Annotated in this window: 17 protein-coding genes and 1 tRNA gene; 10 read left to right on the top strand and 8 right to left on the bottom strand. The window is 63.7% G+C overall.

Annotated elements, in window-relative coordinates:
• Window positions 1–76: 76 nt before the first annotated feature.
• The 7 genes from EN845_RS15915 (at window position 77) to EN845_RS15885 (ending at window position 8,794) form a co-directional block, all read left to right on the top strand.
• Window positions 77–646, top strand: coding sequence for a response regulator transcription factor (locus EN845_RS15915; RefSeq protein ID WP_245511757.1), 570 nt, complete (start codon window positions 77–79; stop codon window positions 644–646).
• Between the two features lie 121 nt (window positions 647–767).
• A complete protein-coding gene (locus EN845_RS15910) occupies window positions 768–1,958 on the top strand; it encodes an aminotransferase class V-fold PLP-dependent enzyme (protein WP_127871570.1) in 1,191 nt (396 codons plus the stop codon).
• Between the two features lie 10 nt (window positions 1,959–1,968).
• Window positions 1,969–2,919: a CoA ester lyase gene (locus tag EN845_RS15905; protein WP_127871571.1), complete on the top strand. Its 951-nt coding sequence runs from the start codon at window positions 1,969–1,971 to the stop codon at window positions 2,917–2,919.
• Window positions 2,920–2,968: 49 nt separating this feature from the next.
• Window positions 2,969–4,153: a malate--CoA ligase subunit beta gene (locus EN845_RS15900; RefSeq protein ID WP_127871572.1), complete on the top strand. Its 1,185-nt coding sequence runs from the start codon at window positions 2,969–2,971 to the stop codon at window positions 4,151–4,153.
• Between the two features lie 14 nt (window positions 4,154–4,167).
• Window positions 4,168–5,067 (top strand): succinate--CoA ligase subunit alpha, encoded by a 900-nt coding sequence (sucD, locus tag EN845_RS15895; protein WP_127871573.1) that lies wholly within the window; start codon window positions 4,168–4,170, stop codon window positions 5,065–5,067.
• Window positions 5,064–7,748, top strand: a complete 2,685-nt coding sequence (locus tag EN845_RS15890; RefSeq protein ID WP_245511753.1) for a phosphoenolpyruvate carboxylase — start codon at window positions 5,064–5,066, stop codon at window positions 7,746–7,748. The genes sucD and EN845_RS15890 overlap by 4 nt, the downstream gene beginning before the upstream one ends.
• 764 nt (window positions 7,749–8,512) lie before the next feature.
• Window positions 8,513–8,794 carry an ATP-binding protein gene (locus EN845_RS15885; RefSeq protein ID WP_281040977.1) on the top strand — a complete coding sequence of 94 codons (282 nt, stop codon included), beginning with the start codon at window positions 8,513–8,515 and terminating at the stop codon, window positions 8,792–8,794.
• Between the two features lie 86 nt (window positions 8,795–8,880).
• Here the strand turns inward: EN845_RS15885 and EN845_RS15880 are convergent.
• Window positions 8,881–8,965: transfer RNA gene (locus EN845_RS15880), tRNA-Leu, on the bottom strand.
• A gap of 234 nt (window positions 8,966–9,199) precedes the next feature.
• Between EN845_RS15880 and lipB the strand changes: the two genes are divergently transcribed.
• Window positions 9,200–9,943, top strand: a complete 744-nt coding sequence (gene lipB / locus EN845_RS15875; RefSeq protein ID WP_127279565.1) for a lipoyl(octanoyl) transferase LipB — start codon at window positions 9,200–9,202, stop codon at window positions 9,941–9,943.
• A gap of 79 nt (window positions 9,944–10,022) precedes the next feature.
• Here lipB and EN845_RS15870 read toward each other — a convergent pair whose 3' ends face one another.
• The 6 genes from EN845_RS15870 to mce form a co-directional block, all read right to left on the bottom strand.
• Window positions 10,023–11,273, bottom strand: a complete 1,251-nt coding sequence (locus EN845_RS15870; RefSeq protein ID WP_127279564.1) for a site-2 protease family protein — start codon at window positions 11,271–11,273, stop codon at window positions 10,023–10,025.
• A 649-nt stretch (window positions 11,274–11,922) separates the two neighbouring features.
• Complete coding sequence (locus tag EN845_RS15860; RefSeq protein ID WP_127279562.1) at window positions 11,923–12,603, bottom strand: ABC transporter ATP-binding protein; 681 nt, start codon at window positions 12,601–12,603, stop codon at window positions 11,923–11,925.
• A complete protein-coding gene (locus tag EN845_RS15855) occupies window positions 12,603–13,889 on the bottom strand; it encodes a lipoprotein-releasing ABC transporter permease subunit (RefSeq protein ID WP_127871574.1) in 1,287 nt (428 codons plus the stop codon). The genes EN845_RS15860 and EN845_RS15855 overlap by 1 nt, the downstream gene beginning before the upstream one ends.
• Window positions 13,886–15,214, bottom strand: coding sequence for a proline--tRNA ligase (gene proS, locus EN845_RS15850; RefSeq protein WP_127871575.1), 1,329 nt, complete (start codon window positions 15,212–15,214; stop codon window positions 13,886–13,888). The genes EN845_RS15855 and proS overlap by 4 nt, the downstream gene beginning before the upstream one ends.
• Window positions 15,215–15,864: 650 nt before the next feature.
• Window positions 15,865–16,149, bottom strand: a complete 285-nt coding sequence (locus EN845_RS15845; protein ID WP_127276486.1) for a DUF1467 family protein — start codon at window positions 16,147–16,149, stop codon at window positions 15,865–15,867.
• Window positions 16,146–16,550: a methylmalonyl-CoA epimerase gene (gene mce / locus EN845_RS15840; protein WP_127276488.1), complete on the bottom strand. Its 405-nt coding sequence runs from the start codon at window positions 16,548–16,550 to the stop codon at window positions 16,146–16,148. Before mce ends, EN845_RS15845 begins: the two co-directional genes overlap by 4 nt.
• Here mce and EN845_RS36105 point away from each other — a divergent pair.
• Window positions 16,549–16,914: a hypothetical protein gene (locus EN845_RS36105; RefSeq protein ID WP_245511751.1), complete on the top strand. Its 366-nt coding sequence runs from the start codon at window positions 16,549–16,551 to the stop codon at window positions 16,912–16,914. The two genes, mce and EN845_RS36105, sit on opposite strands and share 2 nt — an antisense overlap.
• Window positions 16,898–17,539 carry an MBL fold metallo-hydrolase gene (locus tag EN845_RS15835; RefSeq protein WP_348631099.1) on the top strand — a complete coding sequence of 214 codons (642 nt, stop codon included), beginning with the start codon at window positions 16,898–16,900 and terminating at the stop codon, window positions 17,537–17,539. The genes EN845_RS36105 and EN845_RS15835 overlap by 17 nt, the downstream gene beginning before the upstream one ends.
• Before the next feature lie 16 nt (window positions 17,540–17,555).
• Here the strand turns inward: EN845_RS15835 and EN845_RS15830 are convergent, their stop codons facing one another.
• Entirely contained in the window at window positions 17,556–19,226 is a 1,671-nt protein-coding gene (locus EN845_RS15830; RefSeq protein WP_127871576.1) for a ribonuclease J, read from the bottom strand.
• Window positions 19,227–19,275 lie beyond the last annotated feature (49 nt).

Here is a 19,275-nt window from a genome sequence, read left to right as displayed (position 1 = left end):
CAAGGCAATCGAAGAGCGGCGCGTTCGCGTGGTCGTCGCCGAACGCAATCCGCTCGTCATATCGGCTCTGCGCGAAATGCTGGAATGCGACGGGCGGTTCGAACTTTTGGCCTCGGTACAAAGCGGCAGGCATTTCCTGGAGCTTGCCACGGCACAGGAGTTCGATGTCGCCGTGATCGGTTGGAAGCTCTCTGACATGGACGGCGCGGACGTCCTGGCCGAGGTCCAGGGCAGCAAGCTCAACGTTCGCATCGCCGTCTTTTCAAACGACCATGACATCGGCATCCTGAAACAGTGCGTGCGCCTGGGGGCGCAGGGCTACTGCTTCCAGTTCGACGATCCCGCCATCATCTTCGACACGATCCTGGCGGTCGCGCACGGCCGCATCTGCATCCCCTATATCGACATCAACAAGGTCAACGACACGCCTCTGTCTCGACTGACCGTGCGCGAGCGTGAACTGCTGGCGGTGCTGTCCGACGGCTGGACCAATTTGCAGATCGCGACCCGGACCGGCATCTCCGAGAATACGGTGAAATATCACCTCAAGAATCTCTACGACAAGCTGGATGTCCGCAACCGCGCCATGGCGGTAGCGCTCTATTCGAGCGAGAAGCGCCGAAGCCCCAAGTCACCTATCGGGTAGGCCAACCGGGTAGGAGCACCCCACCCGCGCGGGCCAACTACTTACCCGGCAAGGTGTTGTTGGCCGGCCGCATCGACGCGACACTCCCTCCACAATCCAAAACGATCGGAGGAGTTCGTACATGGCTGGGTTCACTCATCTCTTCATCCCAGGACCCACAAACATTCCCGAGCAAGTGCGGCAGGCGATGAACCTGCCGATGGAGGACATGCGCGCCGCCACCTTCCCCGATCTCACCCTGCCGCTGTTCGAGGACATCAAGAAAGTCTTCAAGAACGAAACCGGCCGCGTCTTCATCTACCCGTCCTCCGGCACCGGTGCCTGGGAAGCGGCGATGACCAATGTGCTCAGCCCTGGCGACCGCGTTTTGATGTCGCGCTTCGGCCAGTTCTCGCATCTGTGGGTCGACATGGCCGAGCGGCTCGGCTTCGAGGTCGACGTGATCGACTGCGAATGGGGAACCGGCGTTCCGCTCGAGCTCTATGCGGAGCGGCTGAAGGCGGACAAGACGCACCGCATCAAGGCCATCTTCTGCACCCAGAACGAGACGGCGACGGGCGTCACCAGCGACGTCGCCGGCTGCCGCGCGGCGCTCGACGATGCGAACCACCCTGCCCTGCTTTTCGTCGACGGCGTCTCGTCGATCGGCTCGATCGACTTCCGCCAGGAGGAATGGGGCGTCGACTGCGCCGTCAGCGGTTCGCAGAAGGGTTTCATGCTGCCTGCCGGCCTCGGTTTCCTGTCGGTCAGCAAGAAGGCGCTCATCGCTTCGAGAACCGCCACACACCGGCGCTGCTTCTTCTCCTTCGAGGACATGATCCGCGCCAACGATGCCGGCTATTTCCCCTATACGCCGGCGACGCAATTGCTGCGCGGTCTGCGCGCCTCGCTCGACCTCATCGCCGAGGAAGGGCTGGAGAATATCTTTGCCCGCCACAATCGCCTTGGCGAAGGCGTGCGCAAGGCGGTCGACGCCTGGGGGCTGAAACTCTGCGCCAAGGCGCCGAAATGGCACTCCGACACGGTCAGCGCCATCCTCGTGCCGGAAGGCATCGACAGCGCTGAAATCGTCAAAAAGGCCTACCAGAAGTACCAGACGTCGCTTGGCGGCGGCCTCAACAAGGTGGCTGGCAAGGTCTTCCGTATCGGCCATCTCGGCTGGCTGAACGAGGTGATGGTGCTGGCCTCGCTGTCGGCGGCCGAAATGGCGTTGCTCGATTGCGGCGTGCGGCTGGCGCCGGGGTCCGGAGTCGGCGCCGCCATCCAGCATTTCCGCGCCTCGGCCGCGGTGCCGGTCGCCGAAGCCGCTTGAGGATGAGAAGATGAGCCACACCATCAACCATCTCAAGAAGCTCAGGCTGCAGCGCAGCGAGCTGGCGGTTCCCGGCTCCAGCCCGGAGATGATCGACAAGGCGGCCAACAGCGCCGCCGATTTCGTCTTCCTCGACATCGAGGACGCTGTCGCTCCGCCCGACAAGGAACGCGCCCGCAAGAACATCATCCAGGCACTCAACGACATCGACTGGCGCGCAAAGGGCAAGACAGTCTCGGTGCGCATCAACGGCCTCGACACGCACTATATGTACCGCGACGTCGTCGACGTGATGGAACAGGCCGGCGACCGGCTGGACACCATCCTGGTGCCGAAGGTCGGCGTGCCCGCCGACCTCTATATGGTCGAGGCCATGGTCAACCAGATCGAGATGGCCAAGGGCTACAAGACCCGGGTCGGTCTCGAAGCGCTGATCGAGACCGCGCTCGGCATGGCCAATGTCGAGGCCATCGCCGCGACGCCCGGCCGGCTGGAAGCGATGCATTTCGGCGTTGCCGACTATGCTGCCTCAAACAAGGCGCGCACCGTCAACATTGGCGGCCTCAACCCCGACTATCCCGGCGACCAGTGGCATTTCGCCCTGTCGCGCATGACCGTCGCCTGCCGCGCCTATGGCCTGCGCGCCATTGACGGGCCGTTCGGCGATTTCTCCGATCCGGAAGGCTACAAGGCGGCCGCCCGGCGCGCCGCCGCACTCGGCATCGAAGGCAAATGGGCGATCCATCCCTCGCAGATTGCTTTGGCCAACGATGTGTTCTCGCCGCCGGAGAAGGAAGTCACGCGCGCCCGCCGCATCCTGGAGGTGCTGAAGGAAGCCGAGGCGCAAGGCAAAGGCGCCGCCGCGCTCGACGGCAAGATGATCGACGCCGCTTCGGAACGCATGGCGCGCAACGTGCTGGTGGTCAACGACGCCATCGAACGCGCCGGCCAGCTTAATTAGCCAACAAGGGCCGCGTCGCGGCACTTTGACGATTTGCGGAGGAGAAAAAATGGACATCCACGAATATCAGGCCAAGGAACTGCTCGCCCGGCATGGAGTGCACGTGCCGCGCGGCGGCCTGGCCTACAGCCCCGAGCAAGCCACCTACCGGGCGCGCGAAATCGGCGGCGGCAAATGGGTGCTGAAAGCGCAGGTTCATTCCGGCGCGCGCGGCAAGGCCGGCGGCATCAAGCTCTGCGCCAATGACGAGGAGATTTCCAGCGCCGCCGAAGCCATGCTCGGGCGCAAGCTGGTGACCCACCAGACCGGCCCGCGCGGCAAGCTGATCTCGCGCCTCTACCTTGAGGAAGCCGTCGACATCGCGCAGGAGCTTTATCTCGGCTTCGTGCTCGACCGCAAGGAAGAGCGCGTCATGATCGTCGCCTCGGCCGCCGGCGGCATGGAGATCGAGGAGATCGCCGAAAGAGCGCCGGATTCCATCATCCGCGCCACCGTCGACCCGGGCGTCGGCATGCAGCGCTTCCAGGCACGCGAGATCGCCTTCGGGCTCGGGCTGGAGGACAGCCTGATCGGCAAGGCGACCGAGACCATCTTCAGCTGCTACCAAGTGTTCCGCGACTACGACGCCTCGATGCTGGAGATCAATCCGCTGGTGGTGACCCGCGACGGCAGCCTGGTGGCGCTCGACGCCAAGATGTCGTTCGACGAGAACGCGCTGTTCCGGCGGCCGGAAATCTCCGAATTGCGCGACAAGAGCCAGGAAGATCCGCGCGAAACCTTCGCCAGCGACCGCGGCCTCTCCTATGTCGGCCTCGAAGGCAATATCGGGTGCATCATCAACGGCGCCGGGCTCGCCATGGCGACGATGGACATGATCAAGATCGCCGGCGGCGAGCCGGCCAATTTCCTCGACATCGGCGGCGGCGCCTCGCCCGAGCGTGTGGCGAAATCCTTCCGCGCCGTGCTCGGCGACAAGAATGTCGAGACCATCCTGGTCAACATCTTTGCCGGCATCAACCGCTGCGACTGGGTTGCCGAGGGCGTCATCAAGGCGATCCGCGAGGTCGGCGTCAGCGTGCCGCTTGTGGTGCGGCTGTCCGGCACCAGGGCCGAGGAAGGACGCAAGATCCTGGCCGATTCCGGCGAGGCGGTGATCGTCGCCGACACGCTCGCCGAAGCCGCCGAAAAAGCCGTCGCCGCATGGCGCGCGGCCACCAGTAAAAAAGCAGCCTGAGGGAGGACAGAAGAATGGCAATCCTGCTCAACCGCAGCACGCGCGTCATCGTGCAAGGTTTCACCGGCAAGATCGGCAGCTTCCATGCCGAGGACATGAAGCGCTACGGCACCAAGCTCGTTGGCGGCGTCACCCCCGGCAAGGGCGGCCAGACGCATCTTGGCCTGCCGATCTTCAACACCGTCAAGGGCGCGGTGCGCGAAACCCGTGCCGAGGCCAGCATCGTCTTCGTGCCGCCGCCCTTCGCCGCCGATTCGATCATGGAGGCGGCGGACGCGGGAATAAAACTCTGCGTCTGCATCACTGACGGCATCCCCTCGCAAGACATGATGCAGGTCAAGCGCTACATGCGTCGCTACCGCTTCGAGGACCGCATGCGGCTGGTCGGGCCGAACTGCGCCGGCATCATTACGCCCGGACAGGCGCTGATGGGCATCATGCCCGGCAGCATCTACCTTCCCGGCCGCGTCGGCATCGTCGGGCGGTCGGGCACGCTGGGCTACGAGGCCGCCTCGCAGATGAAGGCGCTCGGCATCGGCGTCTCGACCAGCGTCGGCATCGGCGGCGATCCGATCAACGGCTCCTCCTTCAAGGACGTTCTGAAGCTGTTCGAGCAGGACGACGAGACCGACGCCGTGGTGATGATCGGCGAGATCGGCGGACCGCAGGAAGCCGAAGCCGCGATCTGGGCGCGCGACAATATGAGAAAGCCGCTGATCGCCTACATTGCCGGGCTTTCCGCCCCGAAAGGCCGCCGCATGGGCCATGCCGGCGCCATCATCTCGGCTTTCGGTGAGTCCGCGCAGGAGAAGGTCGAGATCCTGAAAGAGGCCGGCGTCATCATCGTGCCGACGCCGTCGTCCTTCGGCGACGTCGTGGCCGAGACTTTGGAGCGAACGAAGAAGGCGGCTTGAAGCGTTTGGAACAGAGCAGACGCATCAAATTTCGGGAGGACGAGCGCAGCCTCTTGTTGCGCCTGCTGCTTCAGGTCGCAAGCGCGCGGGAGCCGGAGATCGCCGCCGTTCTGACCGGACGTCGGTCGCTTGTCTCGCTTGCCGCGGAGCAGCGCATCCCGGCGCTTCAGGCGAGCGGCGTCTGGTTCCAGCTGCTCGCCATTGCCGACGAGTTGCTCGCCATGCGGGCGCGCCGCGAACTCGAACAAGGCGCGGGTGTCGACGACGTGCCCGGCTCCTTCGGCAGTGTGATCGCGCGGATGGCGGCGAACGGCCATTCGGCGGAGCAGGTCCAGGCGAGCCTCGACGAACTCTGCGTCGGCCCGACCATGACCGCGCATCCGACGGAGGCCAAACGCGTCACGGTGCTGGAGATCCACCGCCGTATCTATCGCAAGCTGACCGAACTCGACCAGCCGCGCTGGGCGCCGCGCGAACGCGATCTGCTGGTCGCCGATCTGGAAAGCGAGATCGAGCTTCTGTGGATGACGGGCGAGCTGCGGCTGGAGCGCCCGACGGTCGAACGCGAAATCGCCTGGGGCCTGCATTTCTTTCGTGAAGTCATCTTCGAGGCAACGCCGCAGCTCTATGGCAGGCTTGAAGGCGCCTTCGAGCGCCACTATCCGGCAGCGTCGATCAGAATCCCCTCCTTCATGCGCTATGCCTCGTGGATCGGCGGCGACCGCGACGGCAACCCGAATGTGACGGCCGCCGTCACCGCCCATGCCCTGGCCGAATACCGCGATACGGCCATAGGCTGGTATCTGGCGCAGATGCAGCGGCTGGTGACGGTGCTCAGCGCCAGCTCGAACGTCATCGACCTGCCGGCGAGCTTCAAGCCGGTGCTGCAAACGGCGCTTGATAAAAGCCGACAGGCTGATGGGATCAACGCCCGCAACCCTGACGAACCGCTCCGCCAATTCGCTTCGGCCCTGCTTGCCCGGCTGGAGGCGACACGGGACGGCGGTGCGGCGGCGTACCCGTCGCCGGACGCGTTTCGTGCCGATCTGGAGGGGCTGTCGAGCGTTCTCGAAGCAATCGGCGGGCGCGCGGTGGCCAGGCGTTTCGTCCAGCCTCTGCTCTGGCAGGTCGGCAGCTTCGGCTTCCGCACCGTCTCGCTCGACCTCAGGCAGAACTCCACGGTCGTCAACCGCGTGCTGGCCGAACTGTTTGCGCTGACGAACCCCGCCGATCCGGTCGCGGCTGGCACGCCGCAATGGTCGGCGCGCATTCGCAAAGCCATCAGCGAGGGCGAGCGGCTGGAGATAGACGCTGGGCGGCTCTCGGCTGAAGCAGGCGAACTGCTTTCGACATTCTCCGTCATCGCCAGGCACATCTCCAGCTCTGATCCCGAGGCTGTCGGCTCTTTCGTTCTCTCGATGACCCGCTCCGCCGACGATCTGCTCGCGGTCTATCTGCTGGCGCAATATTGCGGACTTTCGACCGCGCCCGCCGGCGGCACAATCAGGCTGCGGATCGTGCCCTTGTTCGAGACCATCGCCGACCTGCAGGCCGCCCCTGGCATATTGAACGGATTGCTCGACGTCTCGCTGGTGAGGCGCACGGTGCGCGATTTCGGCGCGCGCCAGGAAATCATGCTCGGCTATTCCGATTCCAACAAGGACGGCGGCTTCCTCGCCTCCAATTGGGAACTGGCCAAAGCGCAGAAGCGGCTCGCTGCCGTCGGGCGCAAGCACAAGGTTGGGATCAGTTTCTTTCACGGCCGCGGCGGCTCCGTCAGCCGTGGCGGCGCGCCGACCGGCCGGGCGATCGCGGCGCAGCCGCAAGGCACCGTCGCCGGCACCATGCGGGTGACCGAGCAAGGCGAGGTTGTATCGTCGAAATTCGCCAATCGCGGCACCGGCCTCAACCAGCTCGAGATCCTCGCCGCCGCTGTTCTGGCCCACAGCGTCGGATCGCCGGGCGATGCCGAGACGAAGGAGACGCCGGAGTTCGACGAAGCGCTCGAGGCGCTCGCCGGTATGTCGCAGGCATCCTATGCCACGCTGATGGCCGAGCCCGGCTTCCTCGATTATTTCAACCAGGCGAGCCCGGTCGCGGAACTGGCGCTCCTGAAAATGGGCTCACGGCCGGATCGCCGTTTCGGCGCCAACGGCATCGCCGACCTGCGCGCCATTCCATGGGTGTTCGCCTGGAGCCAGAACCGTCATCTGTTGACCGGCTGGTATGGCATCGGCAGCGCGCTGAGCGCCTTCGTCGCGGTGCGCGGCGAGGTCGGGCGCGACCTTCTGGCCCGCATGTTCGAGCACTCGCGCTTTTTCCGCCTGGTCGTCGACGAAGCCGAGAAGACGCTCTACCAGGCCGACATGGAGATCGCGCGGCTCTACGCCGGCCTTGTGTCCGACAGCGATGCCGCCAAACGAATCTATGCCCGCATCGCCGGGGAGTACGAGTTGACGCGACGCCTGATCGGCGACCTCACAGGGGGTGATCTTTCCGAGCGCTTTCCGATGTTCAAGCGGCGTTTCGACAGCCTGCGGCGGCAGATGGACGACATCCACCGGCTGCAGGTCGATCTGCTGCGTGATGTCAGGGCAAGGACGACGGATCAAAAGCGGGCAACTGACGCCTTGCTGGTGTCGATTAATTGCATCTCGGCTGGGCTGGGATGGACGGGGTAGCTCGCCGGCTGGCCGAGTTACGTCAGTCACCTTGCTTCATCATTCTTGGCTGATTGCCGATCGCCCAGATCATCGGCCTGTCTGCCCGAAAGGCCGCCGCATGGGCCATGCCGGCGTCATCATCGTGCCGACGCCGTCCTCCTTCGGCGAGGAGGTGGCCGATACGCTGGCACGGATGAAGAAGGCTGCATAACCTCTGGGAACAGGCTGCCTAAGGGCAGTTCCCGGAGCACGGGGCGGCGCGATCTGAATGCGCGGCCCAGCGGTCCCTTCCAAACAGTCGAAAAGCTCACGCCACGATGGAAGCCCGCCCGCTTTCGACGGCGGGCGATCTGGCAGAAGCCGGTTCGGCCCAGCCCTTAGGTCGGGCAGCCGAAGCTAGGACAAGCTATCGCCGTCACGGCGGACAGCTTTTCGCGCCTTACGAACATCGGCTTCACATAAGTCTTCTTCATGGTATCTCCCCTTTGCCAAAACCCACGAAGCGATTCGTGCCGTGGTCTGGATCGCTTTGTCAAGCGAGCTGAGAGCAATAACAAAACAGCGACAGCCTTGTTTAGCAGCTCAGCTGAGGAAGCGGCCAGCCGCTGGTGAACTTTAGTTGGCCGACAAAAAATCCCTCTCGGCAGCGGTCAGGCCGGCCCAACGTCCTGACGAGCGGGACTATCAAACACTCCCGAGTCTGACGCTTTGCCGTTCCAGAGGCGCGCACGGAGCCAAGATCAAGCCAAGATTGCGCAACAAAACTTAAGATCACTTCATGCATGCAGCCATTTTCACCTGAAATAGTCCAGGCATCGGTGCTCCTACTGCCTCCCGATGGGCCGGGCATTTCCATGACAGCGCGCTCGCGCGTGTTCGAACCGTTCTTCAAGGAGGACATGTCACGCGGCGTTGCCTCGAAGCACGGCTTCGGGCTCGGCCTTTCCGTCGTAGCGGATATCATCCAGGGGCACGGCGGCAAGATCGAGTTGCACGACAACCAGCCAAGCGGCCTCGTCGTGACCTTTGATCTGCCGAGTGGAACCGAGATCCGGCCCTTATAGCAGGCCGGCGCCATACTCAGGATCTGATGATCGCCAGATTGCAGGAGGTCATTTCAAGACGTCCGAAGGCTTGCCTCAGGAAATACTGGTGCGGTCGAGAAGACTCGAACTTCCACGGGTTGCCCCACAGCGACCTCAACGCTGCGCGTCTACCAATTCCGCCACGACCGCACGTGGTAGGAGCCGGAACCGACCGGCTCGCGGCGTGTAGCAAATCGTTTCCGGCGAAACAAGTGCGTGGCGAGCAATAATGTCAGGCAATTGGCATAACGTTCCACAGGATTGCAATGAGCATCCCGAACTGGACGTTTGCGCCCGATATCGCCATATGGAGGCCAAAGGCATGTCGCCCAAAAGGGCAAGGCGGTTTTGGGGCCGTGACATGGATAAGCAAAGCGATACGTCATGACTGAACGCAGCCAGATCGCCACGTCATTCCTGCCCTTGCCCGGTTCGGCGCCGGTCGAATGGCTGGTCGAACCCGGCCTTACCGCCTATCCCGACGCGCTTGCCTTCATGGAGGCGCGCGCCGAGGCGATCCGCAGCGGAGCTGCCGCCGAGATCGTCTGGCTGGTCGAACATCCGCCGCTCTACACCGCCGGCACCAGCGCCCGCATCGAGGACCTGATCGAGCCGGACCGCTTTCCGGTCTTTTCGGCAGGACGCGGCGGCGAATACACCTATCATGGGCCCGGCCAGCGGGTTGCCTATGTCATGCTCGACCTGAAGCGTCGGCGCGAGGACGTGCGCGCCTTCGTTGCCGCGCTCGAACAATGGATCATCGGCACGCTCGCCGCCTTCAACGTGCGCGGCGAGCGCCGCGAGGACCGGGTCGGTGTCTGGGTGGTGCGGCCCGATCGCCCTGCGCTGCGGGACGGTGCGCCGGCCGAGGACAAGATCGCGGCGATCGGCATCCGGCTGCGGCGCTGGGTGAGCTTTCACGGCATCGCCATCAATGTCGAGCCGGACCTCGCCCATTTCGGCGGCATTGTTCCTTGCGGCGTGCAGGACCACGGCGTCACCAGCCTCGTCGATCTCGGCCTGCTCCTGACCATGGCCGATCTCGACCTGGCACTGAAATCCGCTTTCGAGGACGTGTTCGGTCCCGCGACGGCCTTGCCCGCCGAAGCTTCGCGCAAGGCCGGCTGACACTGTCGGCCTGGGAACTGCATAAGGTGTATTGAGATTCAGGTCAGGCCGAGTCGAAAGCTGTGGGTTCCGAGCGCCCTTAGATCAGTTGGGCGGAAGCCCATAGCACGCCGCAGCCATGGATGGCGAACACCGCCAGCAAGGCGCCTGCGATGACGAAACGGTCGAGGGTGCCGATCGGCTCCAGTTCGTGACGCGGCTTCACCCCGCTGCCGACGGTGAGCAGGCTGAGGATCGAAAACACCGCACCGGCCGCCAGCAGGAAGCCCGAGGAAAAACCAGCCCGCCAGCCAAGCGCCAGAAAGGCCGAAAGCAGCGAGAAGGACGCCAGCGCCAGGACCACCGGCCCTGGGCAGATCTGGCGCAGCACCTGGCCGCCGTCGAATTTCCACACCGGCACCAGATTGGCGATGTTGAACAGGGCAGCGCAGCCTGCAAGGGCGGCCAGCAGCGCGGCGGCAGCCTTGTGACCCTCGTTGCCGGCAAGCACGCTGGCGGCGATGACGATCGGCACCAGGAAGGCGGAGAACCCCGCCCCCATCAAGGCCACGAAGGCCACTTCGAAACGACTGTTGTAGGGTCGTCCGCCAATGGCGATGCCGCCAAGCAGCGGGATGAAGATCATCCGCGCCCTGCGATGGCCCGCCAGCCGGAACGCCGCCATGTGGCCGAGTTCGTGCAATGCCACCACCGACGTCAGGATCGCGGCCAGCGCCAGCCCGCCGAGGTGGAGGCCGAAGAACGGCCACAGGAGCAATGCCGATAGCACGGCAAAGCCGACCTGGCTCAGCGGATGCTCGAACCAGCCGCCCTTGCGGTACTGCCCGGTCCTTGCCCAGCGCTGCAGCTTGGAAAGCTCGCGGCGCATGGCGAAGTAGCGGAACACCAGGAAGGCGACGCCGCGATACCGGTCGGTCCGGCTGAGCGTCACGCGTGTGCCGCTGCCCTCCGAAACCAGCTCGGCGGTCTCGCCATAATCCTTCCAGAACGAGCCATCGAGCGCGGTATCCTCGATCACCCGCATCGAGAAGCGGCTGCCCTCGACGACATCTTCAAACCGCGCCCTGCGCTCTATCGGCTTGCCGTCGCGGCCTTCCCACGACAGCATGATGCGAGCCACGCCCTCTTCGTCCAGCGGCTGCGCCGACAGGATCTCGCCGGACCAGCCGGCATCGCTGCCAAGCGGCCACAGCGCCTGCCACAGGCGCTGCCGGTCCATTGCCACAATGCGGCTGGACCGGACCGTGCGCAAACCAAGCGGCACGGTCATCAAGAGAAAGATCAGTCCGAGATTGCTGGCCACGAGAATGGCCGTGACGATGGGCGACACCTGGACGCTGCTCCCTGCCTGGAGACGCACCCTAACGTCGCGGCGGCAAGAAAAGCTTAACGGCGGAGCGGCTTAGGGCCATCGGGAAACAGCGATGGCAGACGCCGCCAACTCACATGGCTCCGATCCAGATCGCCATGGAAACAAGAAACGCACTCATGCAAACCAGCGAGATGACATCCTGAACCAGATCGGTCATAACTCTCTCCTGTTGTGGATATGTTTCCAATTTGTTCTAATTTTGTTCCAATGTCAATCGCTAGGGGATAGAGCGATAGGCGGGGAATTTTGCACGGTTAGCGAAAGGTTAATCGTTCGCCACGAGACGATGCTGAAAGCGCGGCGGCGTAGGCTTCCAGTCCTGGAGATCAGGATTAGCGCGCGCTTGTATTAAAGCGTGGCCGAAGCAATAATTCTTGGGCTGGGGCACTGCCGGGCGATGGATATGGGGAAGTACGGAGGCGCGAATCAAGGTGACCGTTGGCGAAAGCGCATGCGACAAGGCCGCCGGCGACGCCTCTCTCGCAACCTTGTAATCTGGTTGTTCATCCTGGCGACGAGCGCGATATCGTCCACTCTGATCGCAATGAACGCTCACTGGCGATTCTAAGCTACCCCCGCGCGGTACATGCCGGGTGAGAACCGTTCCTTACAGCGGCACCACCTTGCCGTCGGCCAGCGTGACACGCCGGTCCATGCGCGATGCCAGTTCATGATTGTGGGTGGCGATCAGCGCGGCGAGCCCCGATTGCCGCACCAGCGCCTCCAGCGCCTCGAACACATAGGAGGCGGTGACCGGGTCGAGGTTGCCGGTCGGCTCGTCGGCGAGCAGCACCAGCGGCGCATTGGCGACCGCGCGTGCAATGGCGACGCGCTGCTGCTCGCCGCCGGACAGCTCGGATGGCCGGTGCGACGCCCGCTTGCCGATCTGCATGTAGTCGAGCAGTTGCGCCGCGCGCTCGCCCGCTTCCTTGCGCGGCAGCCCCTTGATCAGCTGCGGCATCATGATGTTTTCCAGCGCGGAAAACTCCGGCAACAGATGATGGAACTGGTAGACGAAGCCGACATCGTTGCGGCGGATCGAGGTGCGCTCGTCATCGGACAGCCGGCCACAGGCGCGTCCGGACAGGATCACGTCTCCGGCGTCAGGACGCTCCAGCAGCCCCGCCGTGTGCAGCAGCGTCGACTTGCCGGAGCCCGAAGGGGCTACCAGCGCCACCATCTCACCGCGCCGCAGCGAGAAGTCGGCGCCGTTCAGGATGGTGAGCTTGCGCGGCCCCTGGACGTAGTGCCGCTCGACGCTCTTCAGCTCGATAATGACCTCGGCCACTACTCGTACCTCAAGGCTTCGACCGGATCGAGGCGGGCCGCCCGCCACGCTGGAAACACCGTTGCCAGGAAGGACAGCGCCAGCGCCATGATGATGACATAGGTCGTCTCGCGTGGATCCATCTTGGCCGGCAACTGGCTGAGGAAATACAGCTCCGGATTGAACAGCACCTTGCCGGTCATCCAGGAGAAGAACTGGCGGATCGATTCGATGTTGGTGCAGATCAAGACGCCGAGCAGCACGCCGGCGAGCGTGCCCGTCACGCCGATCGCCGCACCCGTCATCAGGAAGATACGCAGGATGGCGCCGCGCGAGGCGCCCATGGTGCGCAGGATGGCGATATCATGCCCCTTGTCCTTCACCAGCATGATCAGTCCGGAAATGATGTTGAGCGCCGCCACCAGCACGATCAGCGTCAGGATCATGAACATCACGTTGCGCTCGACCTGCAGGGCAGAAAAGAAGGTCTCGTTGCGCTGGCGCCAGTCGACCAGGTCGATGGGGCGTTGTGCCGCCTCCTCCACCTTCGGCTTCAGCGCGTCGACATCATCGGGATTGTCGACATAGATCTCGATGGTCTGCGCCCGGCCGTCCATGTTGAAATAGAGCTGCGCCTCGGAGAACGGCATGTAGACGATGGAGCTGTCATACTCCGACATGCCGACTTCGAAGATCGCCGCGATCTTGTAACCCTTCATGCGCGGCGTGGTGCCGAGCGGCGTCACATCGCCGTCCGGCGAGATCAAGGTGATGGTATCGCCGAGCGTCAGGCCAAGATTCTCGGCCATCCGCTTGCCGATGGCGACACCGTCGCCCGTATCGAAGCCGTCGAGCGAGCCTTGTTTGATGTTGCTGGCAACGATGGCGATCTTGCCGAGGTCTTCACCCCGGATGCCGCGAACCAGCGCGCCGCTGCCGCCGCCGACATTGCCTTGCGCCAGCACCTGGCCATCGATCAGCGGAATGGCGTATTTGACCCCGGCCACACCGTTGATGCGGCTGGCGACCTGGGCATAGTCCTCGAGCGGCGAATCGAGCGGTTGCACGATCAGATGGCCATTGACGCCGAGAATGCGCGTCAAAAGCTCGGCGCGGAACCCGTTCATCACGGCCATCACCACGATCAGCGTGGCAACGCCCAGCATGATGCCGAGGAAGGAGATCGAGGCGATCACCGAGATCACCGTCTCCTTGCGCCGCGAACGCAAATAGCGCCACGCAACCGTGCGTTCGAAGATGGAAAAAGGGCCGGCGCCGGCCGATCTCGCTGCCGCCGCCTCGCTCATGCGGCGACACCGAAGCGTTTTTTCGCGTCGGCGATCGGCAGCGTCACGCGCTCGCCGCTCTTGCGATTCTTGATCTCGATCTCGCCGGCGGCCACGCCGCGCGGTCCGACGATCACTTGCCAGGGCAGGCCGATCAGGTCGGCGGTGGCGAATTTGCCGCCCGGCCGCTGGTCGGTATCGTCGTAAAGCACATCCTTGCCGGCGGCGGTGAAGGCGGCATTGAGTTCGTCGCAGACGCGATCGCAGTCGGCGTCGCCCGCCTTCATGTTGATCAGGCCGATATCGAACGGCGCCACCGCTTCGGGCCAGATGATGCCGTTCTCGTCGTGGCTGGCCTCGATGATCGCCGCGACCAGCCGCGACGGGCCGATGCCGTAGGAGCCGCCCGAGGCGAAATGATCCTTGCCGTCGGGCCCGGTCACCTTGGCGCCCATCGGCTTGGAGTATTTCTCGCCGAAGTGGAAGATATGGCCGACCTCGATGCCGCGCGCCGAGACCCGGTCGCCTGTCGGAACCTTCTCCCAGGCCGCCTCGTCATGCATCTCGTCGGTCGCGGCATAAGGCGTCGTCCACGTCTTGACGATATCGGCAATTTCGCCGTCATTGGCGAAGTCCGTGTTCGCGCCGGGCACGGCAAGCGACAGATAATCGCGATGGCAGAAGACCTGGCTCTCGCCTGTGTCGGCCAGGATGATGAATTCGTGGCTGAGATCGCCGCCGATCGGCCCGGTGTCGGCCCGCATCGGGATTGCCTGCAGGCCCATGCGGGTGAAGGTCCGGAGATAGGAGACGAACATCCTGTTATAGGCGGCTCGCGCGCCCTCGAAGTCGAGATCGAAGGAATAGGCGTCCTTCATCAGGAATTCGCGCGAACGCATCACGCCGAAGCGCGGCCGCACCTCGTCACGGAACTTCCACTGGATATGGTAGAGGTTGAGCGGCAGGTCCTTGTAGGACTTGACGTAAGCGCGAAAAATCTCGGTGACCATCTCCTCGTTGGTCGGTCCGTAGAGCATGTCGCGGTCCTGGCGGTCCTTGATGCGCAGCATCTCCTTGCCATAGTCGTTGTAGCGCCCGCTCTCGCGCCACAGATCGGCCGACTGGATGGTCGGCATGAGAATCTCCAGCGCGCCGGCGCGGTTCTGCTCCTCGCGGATGATCTTGCAGACCTTGTCCAGCACCCGCTTGCCCAGCGGCAGCCAGGAAAAACTGCCCTGCCCCTGCTGGCGGATCATGCCGGCGCGTAGCATCAACCGATGCGAGACGATTTCGGCCTCGCGCGGATTTTCTTTGAGGATAGGCAGGAAATAGCGCGACAAACGCATGGACTGGTCCGTGAATGAGAATGGCCACGCCAGAATCGGCGCGGCGCAGGCTTGCTTGCCCCGGCTTCATAGCGATTTCATGACGGAATGGAAACCCGGCCATCCCTATACATCACCCCCTTCCGGCCCGGAATCCCTCGCTTCCGGATCAGTCAGCGCCGACAATGGAACGCGCCGAACGTCTTCGGGTCTAGCCGCCAATTCTTTGCGCGCGTCAATTGCGAACATGCCGCAAAGGCTCTGTCGAACTCGCCTGTTCGTTTCAAAAGCAAAGCCTGCCGCACTATTGTGCAGTGCAACACGAGAATGCCCGTTTCAAGGCAAAATTCTTCGTGACATTTTCATTTCCGTTGGGCTAATGTGCCCCGATAACCGAGAGGGCGGAGAAAAATCTGCCCTCCTACGCGGTCAAAGTCTTGGGAGGATGCGATCTAGGCGCGGTTACTCGCTGCCGCCGGATAACGGAAACAGATCGGACGCGTTTAATTGCAAGGCCTCGTGCCTTGCATTTTTTTTGTGCAATCATCTGGTTAGCGCCGCAAGTTGCAAGGTTGCGTGACCTTACGTCACCAGACGTTCGGCGGCGAAAACGCGGCAGCATCCCAATCAGCATCCGATGCTCGATGTGGTCGAAAGGACTTGCCGGCTCTCTACTTCGCTGGGGTCTGGCCGAAATCCGGCACGATGTGCGGGATGTCGTTGAGGCTGTATCCCAGCCCGTGCGTCAGACCGTAGAAAATGCCCATCAGGATCGCCGTCGCGATGGTGGTGCGGATCACGGCACGCAACATATGCGGCCCGCGCGGCGCGCTCGGAACCGTGCCCAGCGTCACGTCGTGATCATCGTCCTGCGTCTTGACGCTGAACGGCAGAACGGCAAACAGCACCACCCACCAGGTCGCGAAAAACAGGGCGGTGAACGAGACCCAGCTCATGATTGCTCCAGTTCGATTAGCGTACCGAAGAAATCCTTCGGATGCAGGAACAACACCGGCTTGCCATGCGCACCGATCTTGGGATTGCCGTCGCCAAGCACGCGGGCGCCGGCGGCCTTGAGCTGGTCGCGCGCCGCCAGGATGTCGTCGACCTCGTAGCAGAGATGATGCATACCTCCTGACGGGTTCTTTGCTAGGAATGCCGCGATCGGCGAGCCCTCGCCAAGCGGCTCCAGCAATTCGATCTTGGTGTTGCCGACATTGACGAACACCACGGTGACACCATGCTCCGACAAAGCCTGCGGCTCGGTCAGTTCGGCGCCGAGCGTGTTGCGGTAAGCTGCAATGGCGGCAGCCAGATCCGGCACCGCAAGCGCGACATGGTTCAGCCGTCCGAGCATGTGCGAGCTTCTTTCTCCCAGATCCAATGACTGGCGTCATACGTTAAATCAGCCGCGATCAACAGCCATTCGGGAAGCGCGCACTGTCGCACCTGTTCCAACCGATATCGGCGAAGTACAAACGGCGATGTCTGGAATCAGCTCTGCCCGCCCCCGTGTTTTTACCTTCGATCTCGGGTCGTTCAAAGTTGCCGCCTTGCTCGATGCCGTCGACATCAGGGACGAGCTTGCATCGGCCTTCGCGGCCGGGCAGCCGCCGGCTGCGGTGCTCGAACTCGCGGCCTCGAACTTCATCGACCAGGATCGCTACGAGCATTGCTTCATCCCGACGCTGATCGACACCGGTTCTGAAAATCCTGTTTGACACAGGCTGCGGAGATGACGGCGGTTCACTCCCGGACTGCCTGCAAACCCTTGGGCTCGGCCCCGATGACATCGACGTGGTGGTCATCACGCACGGGCATCCGGACCACATTGGCGGGCTGGTCAGGAATGGCCAACCTGTCTTCAGCCGAGCGCGATACGTATTCGGCGCGGCCGAGTTCGCCTTTTGGACCGAAGGAAATGCGGTGCGCTCGGCAAGGTTGGCCAATCGTGATCTGTTCAGGCGGATTTGCACCGGCCTGGCCGACCACGCGACATTCATCGCGCCTGGAGACGAAGTGGTGCCGGGCATCACTGCCATCGACGCGGCCGGTCACTCTCCCGGGCTCTTGGCATTCCTGGTCGAAAGCAGCGGACAGCAATTGCTGATCTGGTCGGACGCTTTCCTGCACTATGTCGTGTCCATCCAGCGTCCGGAGTGGCATGCGGATTTCGACGACGACAAGGAAAAGGCGGTCGAAACCCGCAAGCGGCTGCTGAACATGGCTGCGGAGCGGCGCCTGCTCGTCGCCGGCCATCACATGCCGTTTCCGGGCCTGGGCCATGTCGGGCAGACAGGCGGGTCCTTTCGCTGGATTCCGGTCAGCTATCAGCTGAACGTCTGACCAGCCGCCGCCGCCTTCAGCGGGTGACGAAAACCGTCACCAGCGGTTTCTTGCCCCAGGCTTCGTTGGCCACGCCGCGCACCGCGCGGCGCACCGCCTCCTGCACGAGGTCGAGGTCCTTGCGGCGCTGACGGGGGATCGAATCGACCGCGCCTACGGCCGCGTCTATCATCAGGTCCTCGAGCGTCTCGCCTCGGGCATCGGCCTCGGCGACGCCGATTGCCACCAGATCGGGATCGCCGGCCAGCTCGTACTTCTCGTCGAGCACGACATTGACCGCGACATGACCGGCAAAGGACAATTTGCGCCGGTCGCGAATACCCATCGCCTGATCGCTGCCGATCAGATTGCCGTCCTTGTAGACGCGGCCGAACGGCACCTGGTCGATGATGGTGGCGGGACCTGGCGCGAGCCGCAGCATGTCGCCGTCGCGCACCTGCGCCACCTGGCCGATGCCAGAGGTCGACATCAGCGAACCCTGCGCCACCAGATGCGCGGCCTCGCCATGCACGGGAACGCCGATCTGCGGACGCACCCATTCGTACATCTTGCGCAGTTCACTGCGTCGCGGGTGGCCGGAGACGTGTACCAGTGCGTCGCCGTCCTCGATGATCTTGATGCCGAGATCGATCAGGCGGTTCTTGATTTCGAGGATCGCCTTCTCGTTGCCGGGAATGGTGCGCGAGGAAAACACCACCGTGTCGCCCGCCGTCAGCGACACCGATTTCATCTCCTCGCGCGACAGTTTCGCCAGCGCCGCCAGCGGCTCGCCCTGGCTGCCGGTGCAGATGATGACCAGGTTCTCGCGCGGGATGAAGCCGAAATCCTCCTCGGCGATGAACTCCGGCAGCCCGTCCATATAACCAAGCTCGTCAGCCACATCGATGACGCGCTTCAGCGAGCGGCCGAGCACCAGGCACTGGCGGCCAGCATCGCGCGCTGCCCTGGCGATCGAGACGATACGTCCGACATTGGAGGAGAAGGTGGTGACGGCGACGCGGCCCTTGGCGGCCTGGATGACGCCTTTCAGGCCCTCGCCCACCGCCACTTCCGAAGGCGACTCGCCTTCACGCAGCGCATTGGTCGAATCGCAGATCAGCGCCAGCACGCCCTTGTCGCCATAGGCGCGGAACCGCGCCTCGTCGGTCTTGGGTCCAATCGTCGGTTCCGGATCGATCTTCCAGTCACCGGTATGGATGACGGTGCCGGCAGGCGACGTGATCGCCAGCGACATGGGTTCGGGAATCGAGTGCGCCACCGGAATGGCTTCGATCTCGAAGGGACCGACAGTGAACTTTTCGCCCGCCCGGTAGATCGTCAGCGGGATCTTCGGCGCGCCCTGCTCGCCCTGCCGCTTGGCTTCCAGCAGCCCGGCGCTGAACGGCGTCATCCAGACCGGCGCCTTCAGCTTCGGCCAGGTGTCGAGCAGCGCGCCGTAATGGTCCTCATGCGCGTGGGTGATGATGATGCCGCGCAGATTGGCGAGGTTCTCCTCGATGAAGCGCGTGTCGGGCAGGATCAGGTCGACGCCCGGATGCGCCGCGTCGGGAAAGGTGACGCCGACATCGATGACGATCCACTCGCGCGCGCTCGGCGGGCCGTAGCCGTAGAGGGCGAAGTTCATGCCGATCTCGCCGACACCGCCGAGCGGCACGAAGACGAGTTCGGCGTTGTCCGCTTTCGCCATGATTTTTCCCTTCCTGGCCCTCAGGCCAAGCCGTTAAAGCAATTCCGGC

Origin of the sequence: Mesorhizobium sp. M8A.F.Ca.ET.202.01.1.1 (genome assembly GCF_004791595.1) — a bacterium.
Classification (GTDB): Bacteria; Pseudomonadota; Alphaproteobacteria; order Rhizobiales; family Rhizobiaceae; genus Mesorhizobium.
This window is presented reverse-complemented; position numbering and strand designations above follow the sequence as displayed.

Coding starts and splice junctions, on each gene's coding strand:
- EN845_RS15915 (WP_245511757.1), top strand. CDS start 77: ATGCTGGAATGCGACGGGCGGTTCGAACTTTTGGCCTCGGTACAAAGC.
- EN845_RS15910 (WP_127871570.1), top strand. CDS start 768: ATGGCTGGGTTCACTCATCTCTTCATCCCAGGACCCACAAACATTCCC.
- EN845_RS15905 (WP_127871571.1), top strand. CDS start 1,969: ATGAGCCACACCATCAACCATCTCAAGAAGCTCAGGCTGCAGCGCAGC.
- EN845_RS15900 (WP_127871572.1), top strand. CDS start 2,969: ATGGACATCCACGAATATCAGGCCAAGGAACTGCTCGCCCGGCATGGA.
- sucD (WP_127871573.1), top strand. CDS start 4,168: ATGGCAATCCTGCTCAACCGCAGCACGCGCGTCATCGTGCAAGGTTTC.
- EN845_RS15885 (WP_281040977.1), top strand. CDS start 8,513: ATGCAGCCATTTTCACCTGAAATAGTCCAGGCATCGGTGCTCCTACTG.
- lipB (WP_127279565.1), top strand. CDS start 9,200: ATGACTGAACGCAGCCAGATCGCCACGTCATTCCTGCCCTTGCCCGGT.
- EN845_RS15855 (WP_127871574.1), bottom strand. CDS start 13,889: ATGAGCGAGGCGGCGGCAGCGAGATCGGCCGGCGCCGGCCCTTTTTCC.
- proS (WP_127871575.1), bottom strand. CDS start 15,214: ATGCGTTTGTCGCGCTATTTCCTGCCTATCCTCAAAGAAAATCCGCGC.
- EN845_RS15845 (WP_127276486.1), bottom strand. CDS start 16,149: ATGAGCTGGGTCTCGTTCACCGCCCTGTTTTTCGCGACCTGGTGGGTG.
- EN845_RS36105 (WP_245511751.1), top strand. CDS start 16,549: ATGTGCGAGCTTCTTTCTCCCAGATCCAATGACTGGCGTCATACGTTA.
- mce (WP_127276488.1), bottom strand. CDS start 16,550: ATGCTCGGACGGCTGAACCATGTCGCGCTTGCGGTGCCGGATCTGGCT.
- EN845_RS15830 (WP_127871576.1), bottom strand. CDS start 19,226: ATGGCGAAAGCGGACAACGCCGAACTCGTCTTCGTGCCGCTCGGCGGT.